Below are 19,734 nucleotides of genomic sequence, written 5' to 3' on the forward strand. Positions count from 1 at the left end.
TCACAATGCTGAAAAAGGCATCCGATTTCTGACAAAAAATTATTTTTGGTTTTAAGGAGTTTAATCGTGAAAAAATTGTTATGTGCCGCTGCCCTAGGAATGGCATTGACCATGTCAGCAGGTGTTCAAGCCGCAGATAAAGTAGGTGTAGTGAACATCGGTCAAGTTCTCCAACAAATTCCTAACCGTGATGCGGTAGAGAAACAATTGGAAAATGAATTCAAATCACGTGACACTGAATTGCAGAACTTAGGTAAAGCATTACAGACCGCTGTTGAAAAATATCAAAAAGATGCACCAACTATGAATGCAACACAACGTGCAAATACAGAGAAAGATCTGGTTGCTAAACGTGAAGCATATGCACAAAAAGCACAAGCTTTTGAGCAAGACTTTAGCCGCCGTCAAGCTGAAGAACGTAACAAAATCATGAAACGTGTATTAGACGCTGTTGATGCAGTAGCGAAGAAAGAAGGCTATGATGTGATCCTTGATGCTAACACTGTACCTTATTTCGCAGATGGTAAAGATATTACTGCTCAGGTTCAAAAACAGGTTAAATAATAGATGTTTTCAATTCGATTAGCTGATCTTGCTCAGCAGTTGAATGCACAGTTACACGGCGATGGTGATATCACTATCGCCGGTCTTGCTTCAATGAGCCTAGCAAATAGCGAACAAATTACATTTCTTTCCGATAGCCGCTATCGTGAGAAATTAAGTGAATGTCAGGCAGCGGCTGTTGTATTAACAGAAGCTGATCTTCCATTTTGTCCCGTTGCTGCACTTGTGGTGAAAAACCCGTATCTTGCCTATGCTCAAATGGCACAGATTATGGATACAACACCGAAGCCAGCACAGGATATTCACCCAAGTGCTGTTATTTCTCCTGATGCTAAGTTAGGAAAAAATGTATCAGTGGGTGCAAATGCCGTTATCGAATCAGATGTTATCCTGGGTGATAATGTTGTGATTGGTGCCGGTTGTTTTGTAGGTAAAAAAGCACATATTGGCGAGAATAGCCGTTTATGGGCAAATGTATCTATTTATCATGAAGTTATCATTGGTAAAGATTGTTTGGTTCAATCTGGTACTGTGATTGGTTCAGATGGTTTTGGCTATGCTAATGAACGTGGTAATTGGATCAAAATTCCACAATTAGGTTCTGTTGTTATTGGTGATCGCGTTGAAATTGGTGCATGTACGACAATTGACCGAGGCGCATTAGATAACACAGTTATCGGTAATGGTGTTATCATTGATAACCAGTGCCAAATCGCACATAACGTCATTATTGGTGATAATACCGCTGTTGCTGGTGGTGTCATCATGGCGGGTAGCCTGAAAATAGGCCGCTATTGTATGATTGGTGGAGCAAGTGTTATCAATGGTCACATGGAAATCTGTGATAAAGTCACGGTAACAGGTATGGGTATGGTAATGCGTCCTATCACTGAGCCGGGAGTTTATTCTTCAGGAATTCCGCTACAATCGAATAAAGCATGGCGTAAAACTGCAGCACTTGTGTTGCGAATTGATGAAATGCAAAAAAGGCTCAAGTCGCTTGAACGCCAAATAGAAAGTAGCGACAAGTAACAATATACGTCATTGACGAAATGTTACCCATTTTGCGACCTGCGGATTAACTCACCTTTTGAGTCACAGCAGGTCGTGTCATTATTAATTAGACTCAGTTTTATTAGACAGGAAGAGTATTGCAATGAGTGAGAATCATACTCTGCAAATCGAAGAAATTTTAGATTTACTTCCACACCGTTACCCATTCTTATTGGTTGATCGTGTCCTTGATTTTGAAGAAAAGAAATTTCTAAGAGCAGTAAAAAATGTATCTTTTAATGAGCCTTTCTTTCAAGGACACTTTCCAGGAAAACCTATTTTCCCAGGCGTATTGATCCTCGAAGCCATGGCTCAGGCAACGGGTATTTTAGCATTCAAAAGCGTAGGAAAGCTGGAACCTGGTGAACTCTACTATTTTGCTGCTATTGACGGTGCTCGCTTTAAACGTCCTGTCTTACCTGGGGATCAAATGATCCTAGAAGTAGAATTCATTAAAGAACGTCGTGGTGTTGCTCGCTTTAAAGGCGTCGCTAAAGTTGATGGGGAAATTGCTTGCGAAGCTGAAATGATGTGTGCTCGCCGCCGTGAGGTCTAGCCTATGATAGATAAATCCGCAGTCATTCACCCTTCCTCAATTATTGAAGAGGGTGCGGTAATCGGTGCTAATGTTCGCATTGGCCCTTTTTGCGTTATTGGTGCAAACGTTGAGATTGGAGAAGGTACTGATATCAAATCTCACGTTGTTATCAATGGGCATACACGTATTGGTCGAGAAAATCAGATTTACCAATTCGCTTCTATCGGTGAAGTTAATCAGGATCTGAAATATCATGGTGAACCAACGCAAGTCATTATTGGTGATCGAAACCTTATTCGTGAAAGTGTGACTATCCACCGTGGAACAACCCAAGGTGGCAATATCACAAAAATAGGTAACGACAACTTACTGATGATTAATACCCACGTCGCACATGATTGTATCATTGGCGATCGTTGTATTATTGCAAATAACGGTACTCTGGGTGGTCACGTCACTTTAGGTGATTTTGTGATTATCGGTGGCATGAGTGCAGTGCATCAGTTTTGCCAAATTGGCTCTCATGTGATGGTCGGTGGATGTTCAGGCGTGGCACAAGATGTTCCTCCTTTTGTTATTGCACAAGGAAACCACGCGACCCCTTATGGACTGAATATTGAAGGGTTAAAGCGCAGAGGTTTTGCTAAAGAAGATCTTCATGCAATTCGTAATGCTTACAAAGTACTTTACCGTAATGGTAAAACACTGGAAGAAGCGCGCGAAGAAATTGGACAATTGGTTGCTGATAATAATAATCCGCATGTCAAACTGTTCAGTGATTTTCTGGAAAACTCAGCAAAATCTAACCGTGGTATCATTCGCTAATTAGGATATGACCTTGTCAGGCCAATTATCTACTACTCAGTGTCCGTTAGTTATCGGCTTAGTTGCTGGTGAAACGTCCGGTGATATCTTGGGCGCGGGATTAATCCGCGCTCTAAAAAAAATGCATCCCAATGTTCACTTCGTCGGTGTTGCAGGGCCTCTTATGCAAGCTGAAGGTTGTGAAGCTTGGTATGAGATGGAAGAGCTTGCCGTCATGGGGATCGTTGAAGTTCTTGAGCGATTACCTCGCTTATTAAAGATCAGAAAAGATCTCACCCAACGATTTTCAGAATTAAAGCCAGATGTTTTCGTGGGGATCGACGCGCCTGATTTTAATATCACGCTTGAAGGCCGTTTAAAGCAAAAAGGGATCAAAACTATTCACTATGTCAGTCCATCTGTGTGGGCTTGGCGTCAAAAACGTGTTTTCAAAATTGGTAAAGCGACAGACTTAGTGCTTGCTTTTCTTCCTTTTGAAAAAGCGTTTTATGATAAGTATCAGGTTCCTTGTCGTTTTATAGGCCATACAATGGCTGATGCCATAGCCTTAAATCCAGATAAAAAAGCGGCTCGTGAACATCTAGGAATATCTGAAGAAACACCTTGTTTAGCACTTCTTCCCGGTAGTCGTCATGCTGAAGTTGAGATGCTGAGTGCTGATTTTATAAAAACAGCACAGTTACTAAAACAGCAGATCCCCTCTCTTCATATTGTTGTGCCATTAGTTAATGCTAAGCGACGAGCCCAATTTGAACAAATACATCAAAATGTGGCACCTGAGCTTGAGATACAACTTCTTGATGGGCGAGCAAGAGAAGCAATGACAGCGAGCGATGCGACTTTGTTAGCATCAGGGACGGCTGCATTAGAATGTATGCTAACCAAATGTCCGATGGTCGTTGGCTATCGCATGAAACCATTTACTTTCTGGTTAGCAAAACGGTTAGTTAAAACGCCTTATGTTTCTTTACCTAATTTGTTAGCTGGCCGAGAAATTATCAAAGAATTATTGCAAGAAGAGTGCGAACCTTCAGCGTTAGCGCAACAACTTTTACCTCTTTTAACTGATGAAGAAAAAGTACATCAATTAAAAGAGATATTTTTACAGCTACATAGCGCCATTCGTTGTAATGCGGATGAACAAGCAGCAAATGCAGTATTAGAATTGGCAGAGAAATAATGGAATTTGTATATCCAAAAGCAAATCTTATTGCTGGAGTTGATGAAGTTGGTCGAGGCCCATTAGTGGGAGCCGTAGTTACGGCTGCTGTTATCCTTGATCCAGCAAATCCAATTGAAGGATTAACAGACTCCAAAAAGCTAACAGAAAAAAAGCGTAATGCCCTTTATGACGAAATAAAAGAAAAAGCATTATGTTGGGCGATAGGTCGTGCAGAGCCTGAAGAAATTGATGAATTAAATATTCTTTGGGCAACCATGAAAGCGATGGAACGTGCTGTTGCAGGATTATCAATAACGCCTGATATGGTTTTAATTGATGGTAACCGTTGTCCTAAATTACCAATGGCCTCTCAAGCGGTTATCAAAGGTGATAGTTTAGTTCAAGAAATTAGTGCAGCTTCTATACTTGCTAAAGTGACTCGTGATAGAGAAATGGAAGAGTTAGATAAGCTTTATCCTGATTATGGTTTTGCTAAACATAAAGGGTATCCAACTGTTTTCCATATGGAAAAACTAGCCTTATTAGGGGCAACACCCTATCATCGAAAAAGTTTTGCGCCTGTAAAACGTGCTTTAAATTTAAAGTAATCCACAGAGTAATTAAATACTATGGCAGATCCTCGTTTTATCCATCTTAGGGTACACAGCGATTATTCAATGATCGATGGATTGGCAAAAACAGGGCCTCTTGTGAAGAAAGTGGCTTCGCTGGGAATGCCCGCTTTTGCGATTACTGATTTCACTAACTTATGTGGATTAGTGAAATTTTATGGTGCTGCACATGGTGCGGGCATTAAACCTATCATTGGTGCTGATGTTTACCTTGAAACAGAATTATTAGGTGATGAATATGCTCATCTCACTATTCTTGCACGCAATAATGTAGGGTACCAAAATCTTACTTTACTGATTTCAGAAGCTTACAAACACGGTTATGGAGCTGCCGGACCGACGATTAAACAAGAGTGGCTAACAACCTATAAAGAAGGTCTCTTGTTGCTTTCTGGTGGCAGAATGGGGGATGTTGGGAAGTTTCTACTTCGAGGGAATCGAGCTTTAGTTGATCAGTGTCTTGAGTATTATCAAACTCATTTTCCCGATAGTTATTATCTAGAACTTATTCGTACAGGTCGTACTGATGAGGAAACTTATCTTCATGAAGCTGTTGCGCTGGCTTCTGAAAAAGGCCTGCCTGTCGTTGCAACCAATGATGTCTGTTTTCTCGATAGTGATGACTTTGACGCACATGAAATTCGTGTCGCAATTCATGATGGTTTTACGTTATCTGATCCCAAACGTCCTAAGAATTATAGTCCTCAGCAATATATGCGCACAGAAGAAGAAATGTGTGAATTATTTGCTGATATACCTGAAGCACTAGAAAACAGTGTTGAAATTGCTAAACGCTGTAATGTCACGATCCGCTTAGGGGAATACTTCCTTCCTCAATTTCCAACAGGGAATATGAGTACCGAAGATTTCCTTGTTAAAAAATCACAAGAAGGTTTAGAAGAGCGTCTAGCCTTTTTATTTCCAGATCCCGAAGAGCGGAAAAAAAGACGCCCTGAATATGATGAACGTCTTGATATCGAGCTGAAAGTAATTAACCAGATGGGATTCCCTGGTTACTTCCTTATCGTGATGGAGTTTATTCAGTGGTCTAAAGATAACGGTGTTCCTGTTGGTCCTGGGCGCGGTTCAGGTGCGGGTTCACTCGTGGCTTATTCGCTGAAAATAACAGATCTTGATCCTCTTGAATTTGACTTGCTTTTCGAACGTTTTCTTAACCCTGAACGTGTTTCGATGCCTGACTTTGACGTCGATTTCTGTATGGAGAAACGCGATAGAGTTATTGATCACGTTGCTGAAATGTATGGTCGTGATGCCGTATCTCAGATTATTACATTTGGTACGATGGCGGCAAAAGCAGTTATTCGCGATGTTGGCCGTGTTTTAGGGCATCCTTACGGTTTTGTTGATAGAATTTCAAAACTGGTTCCTCCTGATCCGGGAATGACGTTAGAAAAAGCGTTTGCAGCAGAACCTCAATTACCTGAAATTTATGAAGCCGATGAAGAGGTCAAATCTCTTATTGATATGGCTCGTAAATTAGAAGGGGTGACACGTAATGCAGGTAAACACGCGGGTGGTGTTGTTATATCACCAACGAAAATTACCGATTTTGCACCACTTTACTGTGATGCCGAGGGAAATAACCCTGTTACACAATTTGATAAGAATGATGTTGAATACGCGGGTCTGGTTAAATTCGACTTCTTAGGTTTAAGAACACTCACCATTATTAATTGGGCATTAGAGATGATTAATGCCCGACGAGCTAAAAAGTCTCTCGAACCTGTTGATATCTCAGCAATATCATTGACAGATCAGCGCAGTTTTGACATGTTGCAGCGCTCAGAGACAACCGCGGTATTCCAGTTAGAATCTCGTGGCATGAAAGATCTTATCAAGCGACTACGTCCAGACTGTTTTGAAGATATGATCGCACTTGTTGCCCTATTCCGCCCAGGGCCATTGCAATCAGGTATGGTTGATAACTTTATTGACCGTAAACACGGTGTTGAAGAAATTTCATACCCTGATGTTAAGTGGCAACATGAAAGTCTACAGCCCGTTTTAGAGCCTACTTATGGCGTTATCTTATATCAAGAACAAGTTATGCAAATTGCACAGGTTCTTGCGGGATATACGCTAGGCGGTGCGGATATGTTGCGACGGGCTATGGGTAAGAAAAAGCCTGAGGAGATGGCAAAGCAACGCTCTGTTTTTGAAGAAGGTGCTATCAAAAATGGTGTAGATGGTGAATTAGCTATGAAAATCTTTGACTTGGTGGAGAAATTTGCCGGTTATGGATTTAACAAATCGCACTCAGCAGCTTATGCCTTGGTTTCCTATCAAACATTATGGTTAAAAGCCCACTATCCTGCTGAATTTATGGCTGCAGTAATGACCGCAGATATGGATAACACCGAAAAAGTCGTGGGGTTAGTGGACGAATGTTGGAGAATGGGATTAAAAGTTCTACCTCCTGATATTAATAGTGGACTTTATCATTTTCATGTAAATGATGAAGGTGAAATCGTTTATGGTATTGGTGCCATAAAAGGTGTGGGTGAAGGTCCAATTGAAGCAATTGTAGAAGCGCGTCAACAAGGCGGTCACTTTAAAGATATTTTTGATCTCTGTGCTAGAACAGAAACGAAAAAATTGAATCGCCGAGTGATGGAAAAACTGATAATGTCAGGCGCATTCGATAAGCTGGGGCCCCATCGGGCTGCTTTGATGTCTTCATTAGAAGATGCATTAAAAGCCGCAGACCAACATGCCAAAGCTGAAGCAATAGGGCAATCTGACATGTTCGGTGTGTTAGCTGAAGCACCGGAACAAGTTGAGCGCTCTTATGCCAATATACCTAAATGGCCAGACCAAGTTGTTTTAGAAGGTGAGCGAGAGACTTTAGGTTTATATTTAACAGGTCATCCGATCACGCGTTATTTAAAAGAAATTGAACGATATGCGGCAGGAACGCGTCTAAAAGATTTAGTACCAACACCTCGTGGTCAAATGGTGAAGGTAGCAGGTTTAGTACTTGCTTCTAAAGTATTCACAACGAAACGTGGAAATCGGATCGGTGTTTGTACCTTAGATGATCGTTCAGGCCGCTTAGAAATTATGTTATTTTCTGATGCATTGGATAAATACCAACATTTATTAGAACAAGACAAGATTTTAATTGCTACTGGGCAGGTCAGCTTTGATGATTTTAATGGTGGGCTTAAAATGACAGTCCGCGAACTTATGGATATCAACGAAGCCCGTGAAAAATATGCACGAGGACTTGCTATCTCGTTATCGGACAGGCAAATTAATGAGCAATTATTAAATCGTCTTCGCGATGTTTTAGAACCTCATCGTTCAGGCACGATACCGGTTCACCTTTATTTTGAAAAGCATGATGCCTGTGCACGTTTACGATTTGGTGCGACTTGGCGTGTTACGCCAACGGATATGCTTTTAACGGATCTGCGAACTCTGCTGGGTAATGAGCAGGTAGAATTAGAATTTGACTAAAATAGGAATGTTATGAGTCTTAATTTTCTGGATTTTGAACAGCCAATTGCCGAGTTAGAAGCGAAAATTGATTCGCTCACTGCAGTTAGCCAACATGATGAAAAAATCGATATCAATATCGATGAAGAAGTCTCACGTTTAAGAGAAAAAAGCCTAGAGTTAACACGTAAGATTTTTTCAGATCTTGGTGCATGGCAAGTGGCACAACTTGCGCGTCATCCATTAAGACCTTATACACTGGATTATATTCATCGTATTTTTACTGATTTCCAAGAATTAGCGGGTGATCGTGCTTATGCTGATGATAAAGCGATTGTTGGTGGTATTGCGCGTTTAGATGGTCGTCCAGTGATGGTTATTGGACATCAAAAAGGGCGTGAAACAAAAGAAAAGATCCGCCGTAATTTTGGTATGCCTGCACCTGAAGGTTATCGCAAAGCACTGCGTTTAATGGAAATGGCGCAACGTTTCAATCTTCCTATCATCACCTTTATTGATACTCCGGGTGCTTATCCTGGTGTTGGTGCTGAAGAACGTGGTCAATCAGAAGCAATTGCACGTAATTTACGTGAAATGTCACGCTTTAATGTACCAATTATCTGTACGGTTATTGGTGAAGGCGGTTCTGGCGGAGCATTAGCGATTGGTGTTGGTGATAAAGTGAATATGCTGCAATACAGCACTTATTCTGTTATTTCACCAGAAGGTTGTGCGTCCATTCTTTGGAAAAGCGCAGATAAAGCACCATTAGCCGCTGAAGCGATGGGTATCACTGCAAACCGTTTAAAAGAGCTTAAGCTAATTGATACGGTTATTCCAGAGCCTTTAGGTGGTGCGCATCGCCACTATGATGAAATTGCCGCTTCATTAAAAGCGCAAATTCAATCTGATTTAGTAGAATTAGATGCGTTTGAATCAGAAGAACTAACAAATCGTCGTTACCAACGTTTAATGGAATACGGCTATTGCTGATCTAATTATATCCGAATCAATTCTGATGAACCTCATGTTAATCACATGGGGTTTTTTTTGATTTTCTGAAAACTATCCCTATTGAGATAATTAAACCAAGTGATATTAACAATAACATATTATATATCAGTATGTTAAGTCCATCTCAAAAACAATATTAATTCTAATTTCCACTAAAAGAATAATAAGCAATAGCTATTATTTTATAAGGTCATTTAATTCTTTAATAAGGAAAACGCGATGATATCGTTTAGTGGAAAAGTAGGAATTATTACAGGCGGTAGTAGCGGGATTGGCTTAGCTTCTGCAGAAAAGTTTTTATCCTTAGGTGCATCAGTTGTTATTACTGGCAGTAATTTAGCTCGAGGGCAAAAAGCAGAAAAATACCTAAAAGAAAAAGGGTTTTCGGGTGAATTTATACAAATGGATGTGAGAAGTGAAAAAGATAACGAACAGCTTATTGATTATGTGGTAAATAAATATGGGCGGCTGGATTTTATCTTTGCTAATGCAGGTATTTTAACTGATAACATCGCAGATAAATTAGAGTATGAAAAATGGAAAGAGGTATTAGATGTTAATCTTAATGGACTCTTTCTGATTAATCGTGCAGCAATTCAATATTGGCTAAAAAACGACTTGTCAGGTGCAATTGTTAATTGCAGTTCGATTTGCTCCTTTGTTGGTCAACACGAATTTCCTGCCTATTGTGCGTCAAAAGGTGGGGTTAAATTACTGACACAAACACTTGCCATTGATTATGCAAACAAAGGTATTCGCGTTAATGCGGTTTGCCCAGGGTATATTGAAACACCTTTATTAGATGAACGTGAGTTCGATAAGCAAAAGTTAGCGACACTACACCCTATTGGTCGCCTTGGTACGCCAGAAGAAGTGGCTAATGTTGTGGCCTTTTTGGCTAGTGACGCAGCTTCGTTTGTCACTGGAGCCTCTTATTTAGTCGATGGTGGTTTTACTGCGTAAATCATGTTTATTTAAGGCAGAATGGTGTTTATTCTGCCTTATTTTCTGCATTAAAAATGCAACGTCTTAAATCTTACATTTATTTTTCAGGGCTACGTTGTGTTCGTGCAAAATCGGTTAGAAAAGCTTAACATAATCATCTGAATTCACTGATAAATGACGATACAATGAAACAGGAATACGGTTTGCTCCTTAAAGAAATCAAACAACAAATTGATCCTTTCACTAAAATCTTGGTGGGTTTTAGTGGCGGAGTAGATTCTACAGTTTTATTACAAGGGCTTGTACGTTTACGTGATGAATTTCAATTACCTTTAGAATTAACGGCTATCTATATTCATCATGGATTAAATATCAAAGCAGATGATTGGCTTGCCCATTGTAAACAATGTTGTCAGCAATGGCGTGTTAATTTTATCAGTGAAAAAGTGAATGTAGATCCTAAAGAAGGCGGTCTTGAAAATGGTGCAAGAGAGGCGCGTTATCAAGCATTTCGCCGATATTTACAGCCACAGCAAGTGTTAGTGACTGCTCAGCACCAAGATGATCAAGCTGAAACTTTTTTATTAGCTTTAAAGCGAGGCAGTGGTCCTGCTGGACTTTCCTCAATGCCTGCCAAAATGATGTTTGAGAATAGTTATTTACTTCGACCATTACTAAATATAACACGTGAGCAAATTGAATTTTATGCTACTGAACAAGAGCTAGATTGGATAGAGGACGATAGTAATCAAGACGACAGCTATGATCGTAATTTTTTACGTTTACGAGTTATGCCATTATTAACGCAACGATGGCCCCATTTTTCGCAATCGGTGACTCGTAGTGCGGCACTGTGTGGTGAGCAAGAAGCCCTATTGGATGAGCTGTTGGAGCCAGAACTTAACGCTTTAATGGATAGCGAGCACAGTTTAGACATCAAGCAACTTGCTCTTTGTAGTGTGATAAAACGTAATGCGTTATTAAGGCGTTGGTTCGCTCAACATAATAAAGCCATGCCTTCTAGACAACAAATTTTACGATTATGGCAAGAAGTTGCTTTAGCCAAAGCTGATGCAGAGCCTAAGTTACAATTTTATCAAGATGAAGTCAGACGTTATAAACAACGCCTTTATCTTGTACCAATAATCGATGAGCCTATTAATAAAATTATTGAATGGCCACTTACTCAATCACTGTCTTTACCTAGTGGATTAGGGGTTTTATCACTAACAACTGCAACAGGAAAAAATACCGTCAGAGCGCCTTCAAAGGATGAAAAAGTCACCGTTCGTTTTGGTTTGACACAAGCATCTTTGCGTATTGTGGGGCGAGAGCACGCTCGACATAGTAAAAAGATTTGGCAAGAGCTTGATGTTGCGCCTTGGCGTAGAACACGAATTCCATTAATTTATTATAATGATACGTTAATTGCAGCTATTGACACATTTGTTACTTTTGAGGGGAAAGCAACATCAGAACACGCTATTACTATTGAGTGGCGAAAGGCTTATGAATGAACAACCGCCTGTTGGCGGTTGTTCTTTATTCGGTTATTCCGATTTGATAATGATTGTCCCAAGTTCGGGATTAGAAAAACTGGCAATAACATCCAGTCGTAAATCTTTAGAGCCTTCAGATGTTTTGACTTTTAGGTATTCAACTTTTTTGCTTAAGAAAAGATCATCAGCAATGCCTTCAATAAGCTCACCATCATGTAATTCAATATGGAGTGCTAAACCACGCTGGCATGCTAACTCCAGATACTCATAATCATCACAGTTAATTGGTTGATATTCTGTATTTGTTGACATATTCCCTCACCACTCTTTCGTGGCGGTGTTGCCGCCAGTGAATAATTCAGAATAAAATCATTATGCTGTTATTCGATGTGAGCACAATAGTTATTATAATAATTTTCTGAAATAGTGCTTTATTCGAAGCGATTTGAGAAATAATTAACATTATGGGTGATTTATCTTAAAGCTTGTTTTATTGCCCCTTTTTATCTTAAAAAATGTTAGAATTATATTGAAAATGATTTATTAAAAAGTACCCAGAATGTAGGGAGTTGATGATGGGGAAAAAATTTTTATTTGCAGCCGTTGCTGCTGGGTTATTTGTACTGTCAGGTTGTCAAAATAATATTGGCTTGTCACTTGATGGAAAAATTGTAGACCAAACTTACAACAGTATTCTGCCTTGTGCCGATTGCTCTGGTATCGACACAACAATTCTTGTTAATCAAGATGGCTCTTATGTTATGGAGCAAAGCTATCAAGGTTTACCTGATGAGAAACGTAGTTTCTTTGAATCGGGAACATGGGTATTAGGTAAAGATAAGCTGACGTTGACTAATAGCTATGGTGAGAAAAGCTATTATTTACCTCGCGAAGATAAATTAGTTATGCTTGATATTGATGGCAACGTTATTAATTCAGAGCTAAATTATACCTTAGCTAAAGTTCAGCCTAAACAGCTTGCAGGTGAATATACCTATTTTGCCGATGCAGGTACGTTTAAAGATTGTCAATCAGGGCGCGTTTACGCAGCCAGTGGCATTGAATTGGAAAAAGGTTATTTCTCAACCGGTGTTGAGGGTGGAACACCTGTTTACCTCGAAGTTAATGGTTATTACAGTATTCGACCTTCGATGGAAGATGGCCAATTTGATCGAGCACTAGTGGTTACAGACGAGAAGCCTCGGTTTAATCGCCATGGCTCTTGTGGAAATCACAGCAGCGGCAGAAGTTAAATTTTTATTTTTCTAAACAAAAACCCGCATCAGCGGGTTTTTTTTATTAATCAAGCTATTCAATAAAGGGCTTGATAATTAAGCGAGTTGCTCTTTGATAAAAGCAACGACATCGTCAACATTGACGAGTGATTTATCATCACTACGACGTGCTTTATATTCGATTTGGTTGTTGTCTAAGTTACGATCACCAATTACGATCGTGTGTGGAATACCGATAAGCTCCATATCAGCAAACATGACACCTGGACGTTCTTTACGATCATCAAATAGAACATCAATACCTTGAGCGCGTAATTCGTCATAAAGTCTGTCAGCAACTTCTTTAACACGATAAGAACGATGCATATTCATTGGTAAAATAGCAACTTGGAATGGTGCAATCGCATCTGGCCAAATAATACCGCGTGCATCATGATTTTGTTCAATAGCTGCAGCAACGATACGAGTTATACCAATACCATAACAACCCATAGTAACGATTTGATTATGGCCTTCTTCGTTTTGTACGGTTGCTTTTAATGCTTCTGAGTATTTTGTGCCAAGTTGGAAGATATGACCAACTTCAATACCACGTTTGATTAGCAACGTTCCTTTGCCGTCTGGGCTTTGATCACCTTCAACAACGTTACGGATGTCAGCAATTTCAGCAACAGGCAGGTCGCGCTCCCAATTGATACCAAAATAATGTTTACCATCAACGTTTGCACCTGCGCTGAAATCACTCATTACAGAGACAGAACGATCCATAATAACGGGTAGTGGTAGATTAACAGGGCCTAGTGAACCAGGGCCTGCGTTTACAGCTTGGCGTATTTCGGCTTCAGTAGCGAAAGTTAAAGGTGATGCAACGATAGCGCATTTTTCTGCTTTAACTTCATTAAGCTCGTGATCGCCACGGACTAATAATGCAACTAATGGGTGACCACTTTCTTTTGTACCATGAACAATCAGTGTCTTAACTGTTTTTTCAATTGGTAGATTGAACTGTTCGACTAATTCAGCAATTGTTTTAGCGTTGGGTGTATCCACTAAACGTAATTCTTCAGTTGCAGCTGTTCGTGGTGTCGCAGGCATGACTGCTTCTGCTAATTCGATATTGGCTGCATAGTCAGAGCCAGTCGAGAAGACAATATCATCTTCACCGCTGTCTGCTAAAACTTGGAATTCATGAGAGGCATTGCCACCGATCGAGCCAGTATCTGCAAGTACTGGACGGAAATCTAAACCAATACGTGAGAAAATTTTGCTGTAAGCCTCGTACATTCTGTCGTAAGTCTCTTGTAAAGACTCTTGAGAGATATGGAATGAGTAAGCATCTTTCATGATAAATTCACGAGAACGCATAACACCAAAACGAGGGCGTACTTCATCACGGAATTTAGTTTGAATTTGATATAAGTTCAGTGGAAGTTGTTTGTAAGAGGTAATTTCATTACGAACAATATCTGTAACGACTTCTTCATGAGTCGGGCCTAAAACAAATGGGCGCTCGCCTCTGTCTGAAAAACGCAGTAATTCAGGGCCATACTGTTCCCAGCGACCACTTTCTAGCCATAAGTCAGCGGGTTGAACAACGGGCATTGAAATCTCAAGTGATCCAGCGTTGTCCATCTCTTCACGAACAATTTTTTCAATTTTTCTTAGAACACGAACCCCTGTCGGCATCCAATCATAAAGACCAGATGCGAGTTTACGGATCATGCCTGCGCGAAGCATAAGTTGGTGGCTGACAATTTCTGCATCAGCAGGTGTCTCTTTTAAAGTAGAGAGCAAATAGTGGCTAGTACGCATTATTAGGTTCCATTAGAACAAAAATACTTAGGCTGACTGTCACGCCAGTCTACATCAATATAATTAGAAAAGGACTTTAGTCTACCAGTGACTTAGGTCTGCCAAAAGGGGCAAAGCATTTTTTTCAATCTGATTTGTCTAAAGACATGCGAATGACTCTCAGATTAGATTATTCATGATAGCAATATCAATGAAGATAATAGCAAGTTATCGCGGTTCTATACTAAGAACAAGTGTCTGTTGTTCATTCACTTGCCAGCGAATATTAAATTCGAGTAAGTGTACCGCATAGATCCTATCACTTTGCTCATTTTTTTTATAAGCAGGGCGAGGATCTTGTTGTAATACTTGAGTAATAAAACGAGAAAGATGAGGATATTCGTTCGCATAATGTTGCAGTTGTTCTAATGCAACCTGCGAAAAGAAAACAGGCATTTCATTATCTGGTGCTTCTTGTGCAAATCCTGCAATTGCATTTGGGCGAGATTCTGCAAAGGGTAAATAAGGCTTAATATCAAGAATAGGCGTGCCATCAACTAAATCGAGGCTACCTAGTTCTAAAATAACAGATTGATTCTCGGTATTTACTTTTTTCAATTCAACCAATGACATACCAATTGGGTTGGGACGAAAGGTTGAGCGAGTTGCAAATACACCAACTTTGGCGTTACCGCCTAATCTAGGGGGGCGAACGAGTGGATGCCAACCATGTTGTGCTGTTTGATGAAAAACAAAGATCAACCAAAGGTGGCTAAATTGCTCTAAACCTCTAACTGTATCAGGGTGATTATAAGGTGTATGTAGAATAAGTTGCCCGCCGCCATCCTGGATTAATCCAGGTTGGCGTGGAACGGCAAATTTTTCTTTATAAGGGCTCGAAATATACCCTATAGGATTCATTTGGTAGGTGTTCATTTAGTAATAAGTAGTGCAGTGCCTTCACAAATAGCAGATTGGTAGCAACCTAAGCCTGTGACAATTTGGCATTCATGTAACAAAACGGCATTTGCATTTTTGTAGGCTGCTTTTGTTGCCATTCTTTTTTTAGCAATAGGCAAACTTGCTGGTGGATCTTGTAATGTTTGGCGACAAGACTCACCGGCGACAATACCGAGATCTTTAAATGGAGCGCCTAAAAGATCTTCTGTTTTTTCAACGATACGCACTGAAGGTAAAGTTTGTGATTTAGGTTTTTGTGGTTGCCCAGGTTTATTTAAACGCATATCCGTAAATTTAGACTGATCAACATCAGATGAATTCTGCATTGAACAACCTGTCATAAACAGCGCCATGATGCCAAGAAGTAGCAAGCGCATGTGCATGGGTAATATCCTCTTTATTATTGTCTATACAAAAATTAAACGGCTATAATTTAATGCAAATTAGCCAAGTAAAAAAGAGAAAGGCGAACAAATGTCCGCCTTTTTTATAATTAAGTTAAATATTGACGTATTACCAGCCTTTTACTGCACCGCCGTTAAAGATTTTATTTGCAGCACTATCCACTTCATCTGTTTGATAAGCTTGAATAAATTTCTTCACATTCTCACTGTCTTTATTATCTTCGCGTGCAACAATGATATTTACATATGGAGAGTCTTTATCTTCAACGAAAATACCGTCTTTAGCTGGTGTTAAATTGACTTGGCTTGCATAAGTAGTGTTAATTACTGCTAAGTAGATTTTTTGATCATCTAATGAGCGAGGTAATTGCGGTGCTTCTAATTCAACTAATTGTAATTTTTTAGGGTTTTCAATAATATCAAGCTTAGTAGGTAATAGACCTACGCCATCTTTTAATTTAATTAACCCAACTTTTTCTAATAACAGCAGTGAGCGACCTAAGTTTGTTGGATCATTAGGAATAGCCACTTGTGCTTCATCAGGTAAATCGGCTAAATCAGTAATCTTTTTAGAATAACCCGCGATAGGATAAATAAATGTATTTCCTACAGCTGTTATTTTGTAATTGCGATCTTTAATTTGTTGGTCTAAATAAGGTTTATGTTGGAACGCATTAATGTCGATATCACCACGACTTAATGATTCATTAGGCATGACGAAGTCATTGAAAGTAACGAGTTCTACATCAAGACCATATTTATCTTTAGCAACTTGTTTTGCTACTTCTGCAACTTGTTGCTCAGAGCCAGAAATAACACCAACACGAATATGGTTTGGATCTTTTTCTTTTTCACCACAACCAGCTAATGCTAATGCGCCAATTAAAGCACTTACGACTGCGAGCGATTTAAATTTCAATGACATACATTTACCCTTATTTGATCCGTTAATTAAAAGGTTTCGATTTAATAATTAAAACCTTCAATCTAATTATTTATGTGTTGTCAGCTTTACTAAGCGATCGCCGAAAAACTGAATGATAAAAACAAGAATAACGAGTAGAACAATGACAATATTCATTACCATTGCATTATAGCCAACATAACCATATTGATAGCCAATTTGACCTAAACCACCTGCACCAACAGCTCCCCCCATTGCTGAGTAACCCACTAATGTAATTAGTGTAATAGTTGCAGCATTAATCAAGCCTGGTAAAGATTCTGGTAATAAAACTTTCTTAATGATTTGCATTGGTGTTGCACCCATAGAACGAGATGCTTCAATTAATCCTTGTGGGATTTCCAATAGCGTATTTTCGACCATGCGAGCAATAAAAGGTGCAGCAGCGACAGTTAATGGCACGATAGCCGCTTGCAAGCCAATAGATGTTCCTACAACCAAGCGAGTAAAAGGGATCATCCATACAAGTAAGATAATAAAAGGGATAGCCCTAAAAATATTCACAAGTGCTGAGATCACACGATAGGCAGGTGGATTTGCCATAATTTGTTCAGGACGAGTGACATAAAGTAAAACACCAAGTGGTAGCCCGATGATAAAACCAAAGAAGCCTGAAACGAAGGTCATGACTAAGGTTTCCCAGATCCCACTAATTAATAAATAAATCATTCCTTCAGACATAACCGAGAACCTCTACTTTCACATGATGCTCTTCTAAAAACGCAATCGACTTTTCAGTATTACCATTCTTACCATGTAGCTCAGCTAACATCACACCAAACTTAACACCGCCAGCATAGTCCATTTGTGAACTTAAAATATTAATATCTGCGTCAAAACGACGAGCAACAATGGACATTAATGGCGCATCAACTGATTGACCGTTAAATTCAAGTTTTAATAATGGGAATAACCCTTCCTCCCACTCTGGTTTCATACGTTCTTTGTAATCTTCAGGAATATCCAATTGCAGTGTTGATTGGATAAAAGCCTGAGAAACAGGTGTCTTGGGATGAGAGAAAACGGCACTCACTGCATCACTTTCAACTAATTCACCACCACTTATGACTGCAACCTGATCACAAATACGTTTTACAACGTCCATTTCATGAGTGATTAATAAAATGGTGAGGCCTAAACGACGGTTAATATCTTTTAGTAATTCTAAAATAGAACGTGTTGTTGCTGGATCAAGGGCGCTAGTTGCTTCATCACACAATAAAACGTTTGGTGAATTTGCTAATGCGCGTGCAATTGCAACACGTTGCTTTTGCCCACCAGATAAATTTGCTGGATAATACTCTTTCTTATCTGACAAACCGACTAATTCAAGTAAATCATTAACACGCTTATTAATTTCAGTACGTGGTGTATTATCAAGTTCTAATGGTAGAGCCACATTATCAAATACTGTACGAGAAGACAGTAAGTTGAAATGTTGGAAAATCATACCAATGCCACGACGTGCTTTTGTTAATTCTTTATCAGATAACTTAGTGAGATCACGACCATCAACAAGCACTTCACCTGAAGTTGGTTTTTCTAACATGTTCACACAACGTATTAATGTACTTTTACCCGCTCCTGACGATCCGATAACACCAAAAATCTGCCCTTGTGGTACATGCAGGTTAATGTTTGATAGCGCTTGTATTGAACGCTCTCCCTGCTTAAACACTTTGTTTATATTCGTCAGTTTAATCATGTTTTTCTTTATATAAGTAGATATGGGACATAAAGACTATTCTGCCCGAGTTAAAATAGATGTTAAGGCGTCTAGACGTCCAAGTCAATAAAAAAGAGTTGACGAGTAATAAAGAAAGCTATGGATATCATTCTCTATATAAGAAAAAACATGCGATACTAATAAAAATGTCTAAATGGAGTAATGTTGTGAGCAAGGGGATTTCTGCGATTTTTTTAGATCGCGATGGAACTATTAATATAGACCATGGTTATGTGTCTGAAATTGATAACTTTGAGTTTATCGATGGCGTTATTGAGGCAATGGCTGAATTAAAAGCGATGGGATATGCCTTGGTACTCGTGACTAATCAATCGGGCATTGGTCGTGGCTACTATAGTGAAGATCAATTTTTACATTTAACTGAATGGATGGATTGGTCTTTGGCTGATAGGGGGGTTGATTTAGATGGTATCTATTATTGTCCCCATCATCCTGACGCCACTGTAGAAGAATATAAGAAAGAATGTGATTGTCGCAAACCCGCTTCAGGTATGTTTATGGATGCGAAAGCACAATTAAATATAGATATGGCTTCTTCTTATATGGTTGGCGATAAAAAAGAAGATATGTTGGCGGCAAAAGCTGCAGGAGTGGGGCATAAAATTCTTGTTCGTACAGGAAAAGAGATAACTGAAGAGGCACAACAGTGTGCAGATTTTGTTCTCGATAGCCTTGCAGACTTGCCAAAATGGCTAAAAAGCCACAAAAAATAGGCACTTCGTTTAATTTACCAACAAACAAACATTTTTTTTAAAAAAACTATTGCCAGCCTCAGAAAACTCCCTATAATGCGTCCTCGTTGTCACGGCACAGGGCGCTAAGCGAACTGACTGAGAGAACAAAAAATAAAGTGAAAAGCCTTGAAAATAAACGCTTGACACTGAATGAGGAAGATGTAGAATGCACCTCCTCGCAACAACGCAGAAGACCGGAAACGGCAGC

The 19,734-nt window shown here is 39.5% G+C and carries 19 protein-coding genes; 12 read left to right on the forward strand and 7 right to left on the reverse strand.

Annotated features, from left to right (window positions below):
- The first annotated feature begins 66 nt into the window (after positions 1 to 66).
- The 10 genes from CUB63_RS12025 (at position 67) to tilS (ending at position 11,709) form a co-directional block, all read left to right on the forward strand.
- Positions 67 to 564, forward strand: coding sequence for an OmpH family outer membrane protein (locus CUB63_RS12025; protein ID WP_036934019.1), 498 nt, complete (start codon positions 67 to 69; stop codon positions 562 to 564).
- 3 nt (positions 565 to 567) lie between these two features.
- Complete coding sequence (lpxD, locus tag CUB63_RS12030) at positions 568 to 1,596, forward strand: UDP-3-O-(3-hydroxymyristoyl)glucosamine N-acyltransferase (RefSeq protein ID WP_006535888.1); 1,029 nt, start codon at positions 568 to 570, stop codon at positions 1,594 to 1,596.
- A gap of 124 nt (positions 1,597 to 1,720) precedes the next feature.
- Positions 1,721 to 2,173, forward strand: coding sequence for a 3-hydroxyacyl-ACP dehydratase FabZ (fabZ, locus tag CUB63_RS12035; protein ID WP_006535887.1), 453 nt, complete (start codon positions 1,721 to 1,723; stop codon positions 2,171 to 2,173).
- Between the two features lie 3 nt (positions 2,174 to 2,176).
- The gene (lpxA, locus tag CUB63_RS12040) at positions 2,177 to 2,980 is read left to right on the forward strand and encodes an acyl-ACP--UDP-N-acetylglucosamine O-acyltransferase (RefSeq protein ID WP_006535886.1); all 804 of its coding nucleotides are present in this window, start codon (positions 2,177 to 2,179) and stop codon (positions 2,978 to 2,980) included.
- 7 nt (positions 2,981 to 2,987) lie between these two features.
- Positions 2,988 to 4,160, forward strand: coding sequence for a lipid-A-disaccharide synthase (gene lpxB, locus CUB63_RS12045; RefSeq protein WP_109848122.1), 1,173 nt, complete (start codon positions 2,988 to 2,990; stop codon positions 4,158 to 4,160).
- Positions 4,160 to 4,750 (forward strand): ribonuclease HII, encoded by a 591-nt coding sequence (rnhB, locus tag CUB63_RS12050; protein WP_006535883.1) that lies wholly within the window; start codon positions 4,160 to 4,162, stop codon positions 4,748 to 4,750. Before lpxB ends, rnhB begins: the two co-directional genes overlap by 1 nt.
- A 21-nt stretch (positions 4,751 to 4,771) precedes the next feature.
- Complete coding sequence (dnaE, locus tag CUB63_RS12055) at positions 4,772 to 8,254, forward strand: DNA polymerase III subunit alpha (protein ID WP_109848123.1); 3,483 nt, start codon at positions 4,772 to 4,774, stop codon at positions 8,252 to 8,254.
- Positions 8,255 to 8,266: 12 nt separating this feature from the next.
- Positions 8,267 to 9,226 carry an acetyl-CoA carboxylase carboxyl transferase subunit alpha gene (gene accA, locus CUB63_RS12060; protein ID WP_072064253.1) on the forward strand — a complete coding sequence of 320 codons (960 nt, stop codon included), beginning with the start codon at positions 8,267 to 8,269 and terminating at the stop codon, positions 9,224 to 9,226.
- 240 nt (positions 9,227 to 9,466) lie between these two features.
- Positions 9,467 to 10,210, forward strand: coding sequence for an SDR family NAD(P)-dependent oxidoreductase (locus CUB63_RS12065; RefSeq protein ID WP_006535877.1), 744 nt, complete (start codon positions 9,467 to 9,469; stop codon positions 10,208 to 10,210).
- Positions 10,211 to 10,377: 167 nt separating this feature from the next.
- Entirely contained in the window at positions 10,378 to 11,709 is a 1,332-nt protein-coding gene (tilS, locus tag CUB63_RS12070; RefSeq protein ID WP_109848124.1) for a tRNA lysidine(34) synthetase TilS, read from the forward strand.
- Between the two features lie 33 nt (positions 11,710 to 11,742).
- Here tilS and rof read toward each other — a convergent pair whose 3' ends face one another.
- On the reverse strand, positions 11,743 to 12,003 hold the full coding sequence (gene rof / locus CUB63_RS12075) for a Rho-binding antiterminator (protein WP_072064250.1): 261 nt from the start codon (positions 12,001 to 12,003) through the stop codon (positions 11,743 to 11,745).
- A gap of 260 nt (positions 12,004 to 12,263) precedes the next feature.
- Here rof and nlpE point away from each other — a divergent pair, with 260 nt between their 5' ends.
- Positions 12,264 to 12,944: an envelope stress response activation lipoprotein NlpE gene (gene nlpE / locus CUB63_RS12080; RefSeq protein ID WP_006535872.1), complete on the forward strand. Its 681-nt coding sequence runs from the start codon at positions 12,264 to 12,266 to the stop codon at positions 12,942 to 12,944.
- Positions 12,945 to 13,022: 78 nt separating this feature from the next.
- On the opposite strand, the gene proS is transcribed toward nlpE, so the two are convergent.
- From proS to metN, 6 genes are all read right to left on the reverse strand, one after another.
- Entirely contained in the window at positions 13,023 to 14,738 is a 1,716-nt protein-coding gene (gene proS, locus CUB63_RS12085) for a proline--tRNA ligase (protein WP_109848125.1), read from the reverse strand.
- A gap of 207 nt (positions 14,739 to 14,945) precedes the next feature.
- Positions 14,946 to 15,653, reverse strand: coding sequence for a tRNA (N6-threonylcarbamoyladenosine(37)-N6)-methyltransferase TrmO (gene tsaA / locus CUB63_RS12090; RefSeq protein WP_109399926.1), 708 nt, complete (start codon positions 15,651 to 15,653; stop codon positions 14,946 to 14,948).
- Positions 15,650 to 16,060 carry an Rcs stress response system protein RcsF gene (rcsF, locus tag CUB63_RS12095; RefSeq protein WP_082147373.1) on the reverse strand — a complete coding sequence of 137 codons (411 nt, stop codon included), beginning with the start codon at positions 16,058 to 16,060 and terminating at the stop codon, positions 15,650 to 15,652. The genes tsaA and rcsF overlap by 4 nt, the downstream gene beginning before the upstream one ends.
- A gap of 130 nt (positions 16,061 to 16,190) precedes the next feature.
- The gene (locus CUB63_RS12100; protein ID WP_006535867.1) at positions 16,191 to 17,006 is read right to left on the reverse strand and encodes a MetQ/NlpA family lipoprotein; all 816 of its coding nucleotides are present in this window, start codon (positions 17,004 to 17,006) and stop codon (positions 16,191 to 16,193) included.
- A gap of 66 nt (positions 17,007 to 17,072) precedes the next feature.
- Positions 17,073 to 17,726, reverse strand: coding sequence for a methionine ABC transporter permease MetI (locus CUB63_RS12105; RefSeq protein WP_109848126.1), 654 nt, complete (start codon positions 17,724 to 17,726; stop codon positions 17,073 to 17,075).
- Positions 17,719 to 18,750: a methionine ABC transporter ATP-binding protein MetN gene (gene metN, locus CUB63_RS12110; RefSeq protein ID WP_109848127.1), complete on the reverse strand. Its 1,032-nt coding sequence runs from the start codon at positions 18,748 to 18,750 to the stop codon at positions 17,719 to 17,721. Before metN ends, CUB63_RS12105 begins: the two co-directional genes overlap by 8 nt.
- Positions 18,751 to 18,938: 188 nt before the next feature.
- Between metN and gmhB the strand changes: the two genes are divergently transcribed.
- Entirely contained in the window at positions 18,939 to 19,505 is a 567-nt protein-coding gene (gene gmhB, locus CUB63_RS12115; RefSeq protein WP_072064244.1) for a D-glycero-beta-D-manno-heptose 1,7-bisphosphate 7-phosphatase, read from the forward strand.
- Positions 19,506 to 19,734 lie beyond the last annotated feature (229 nt).

It is taken from the genome of Proteus penneri (genome assembly GCF_003144535.1).
In the GTDB taxonomy this organism is placed as follows: Bacteria; Pseudomonadota; Gammaproteobacteria; order Enterobacterales; family Enterobacteriaceae; genus Proteus; species Proteus penneri.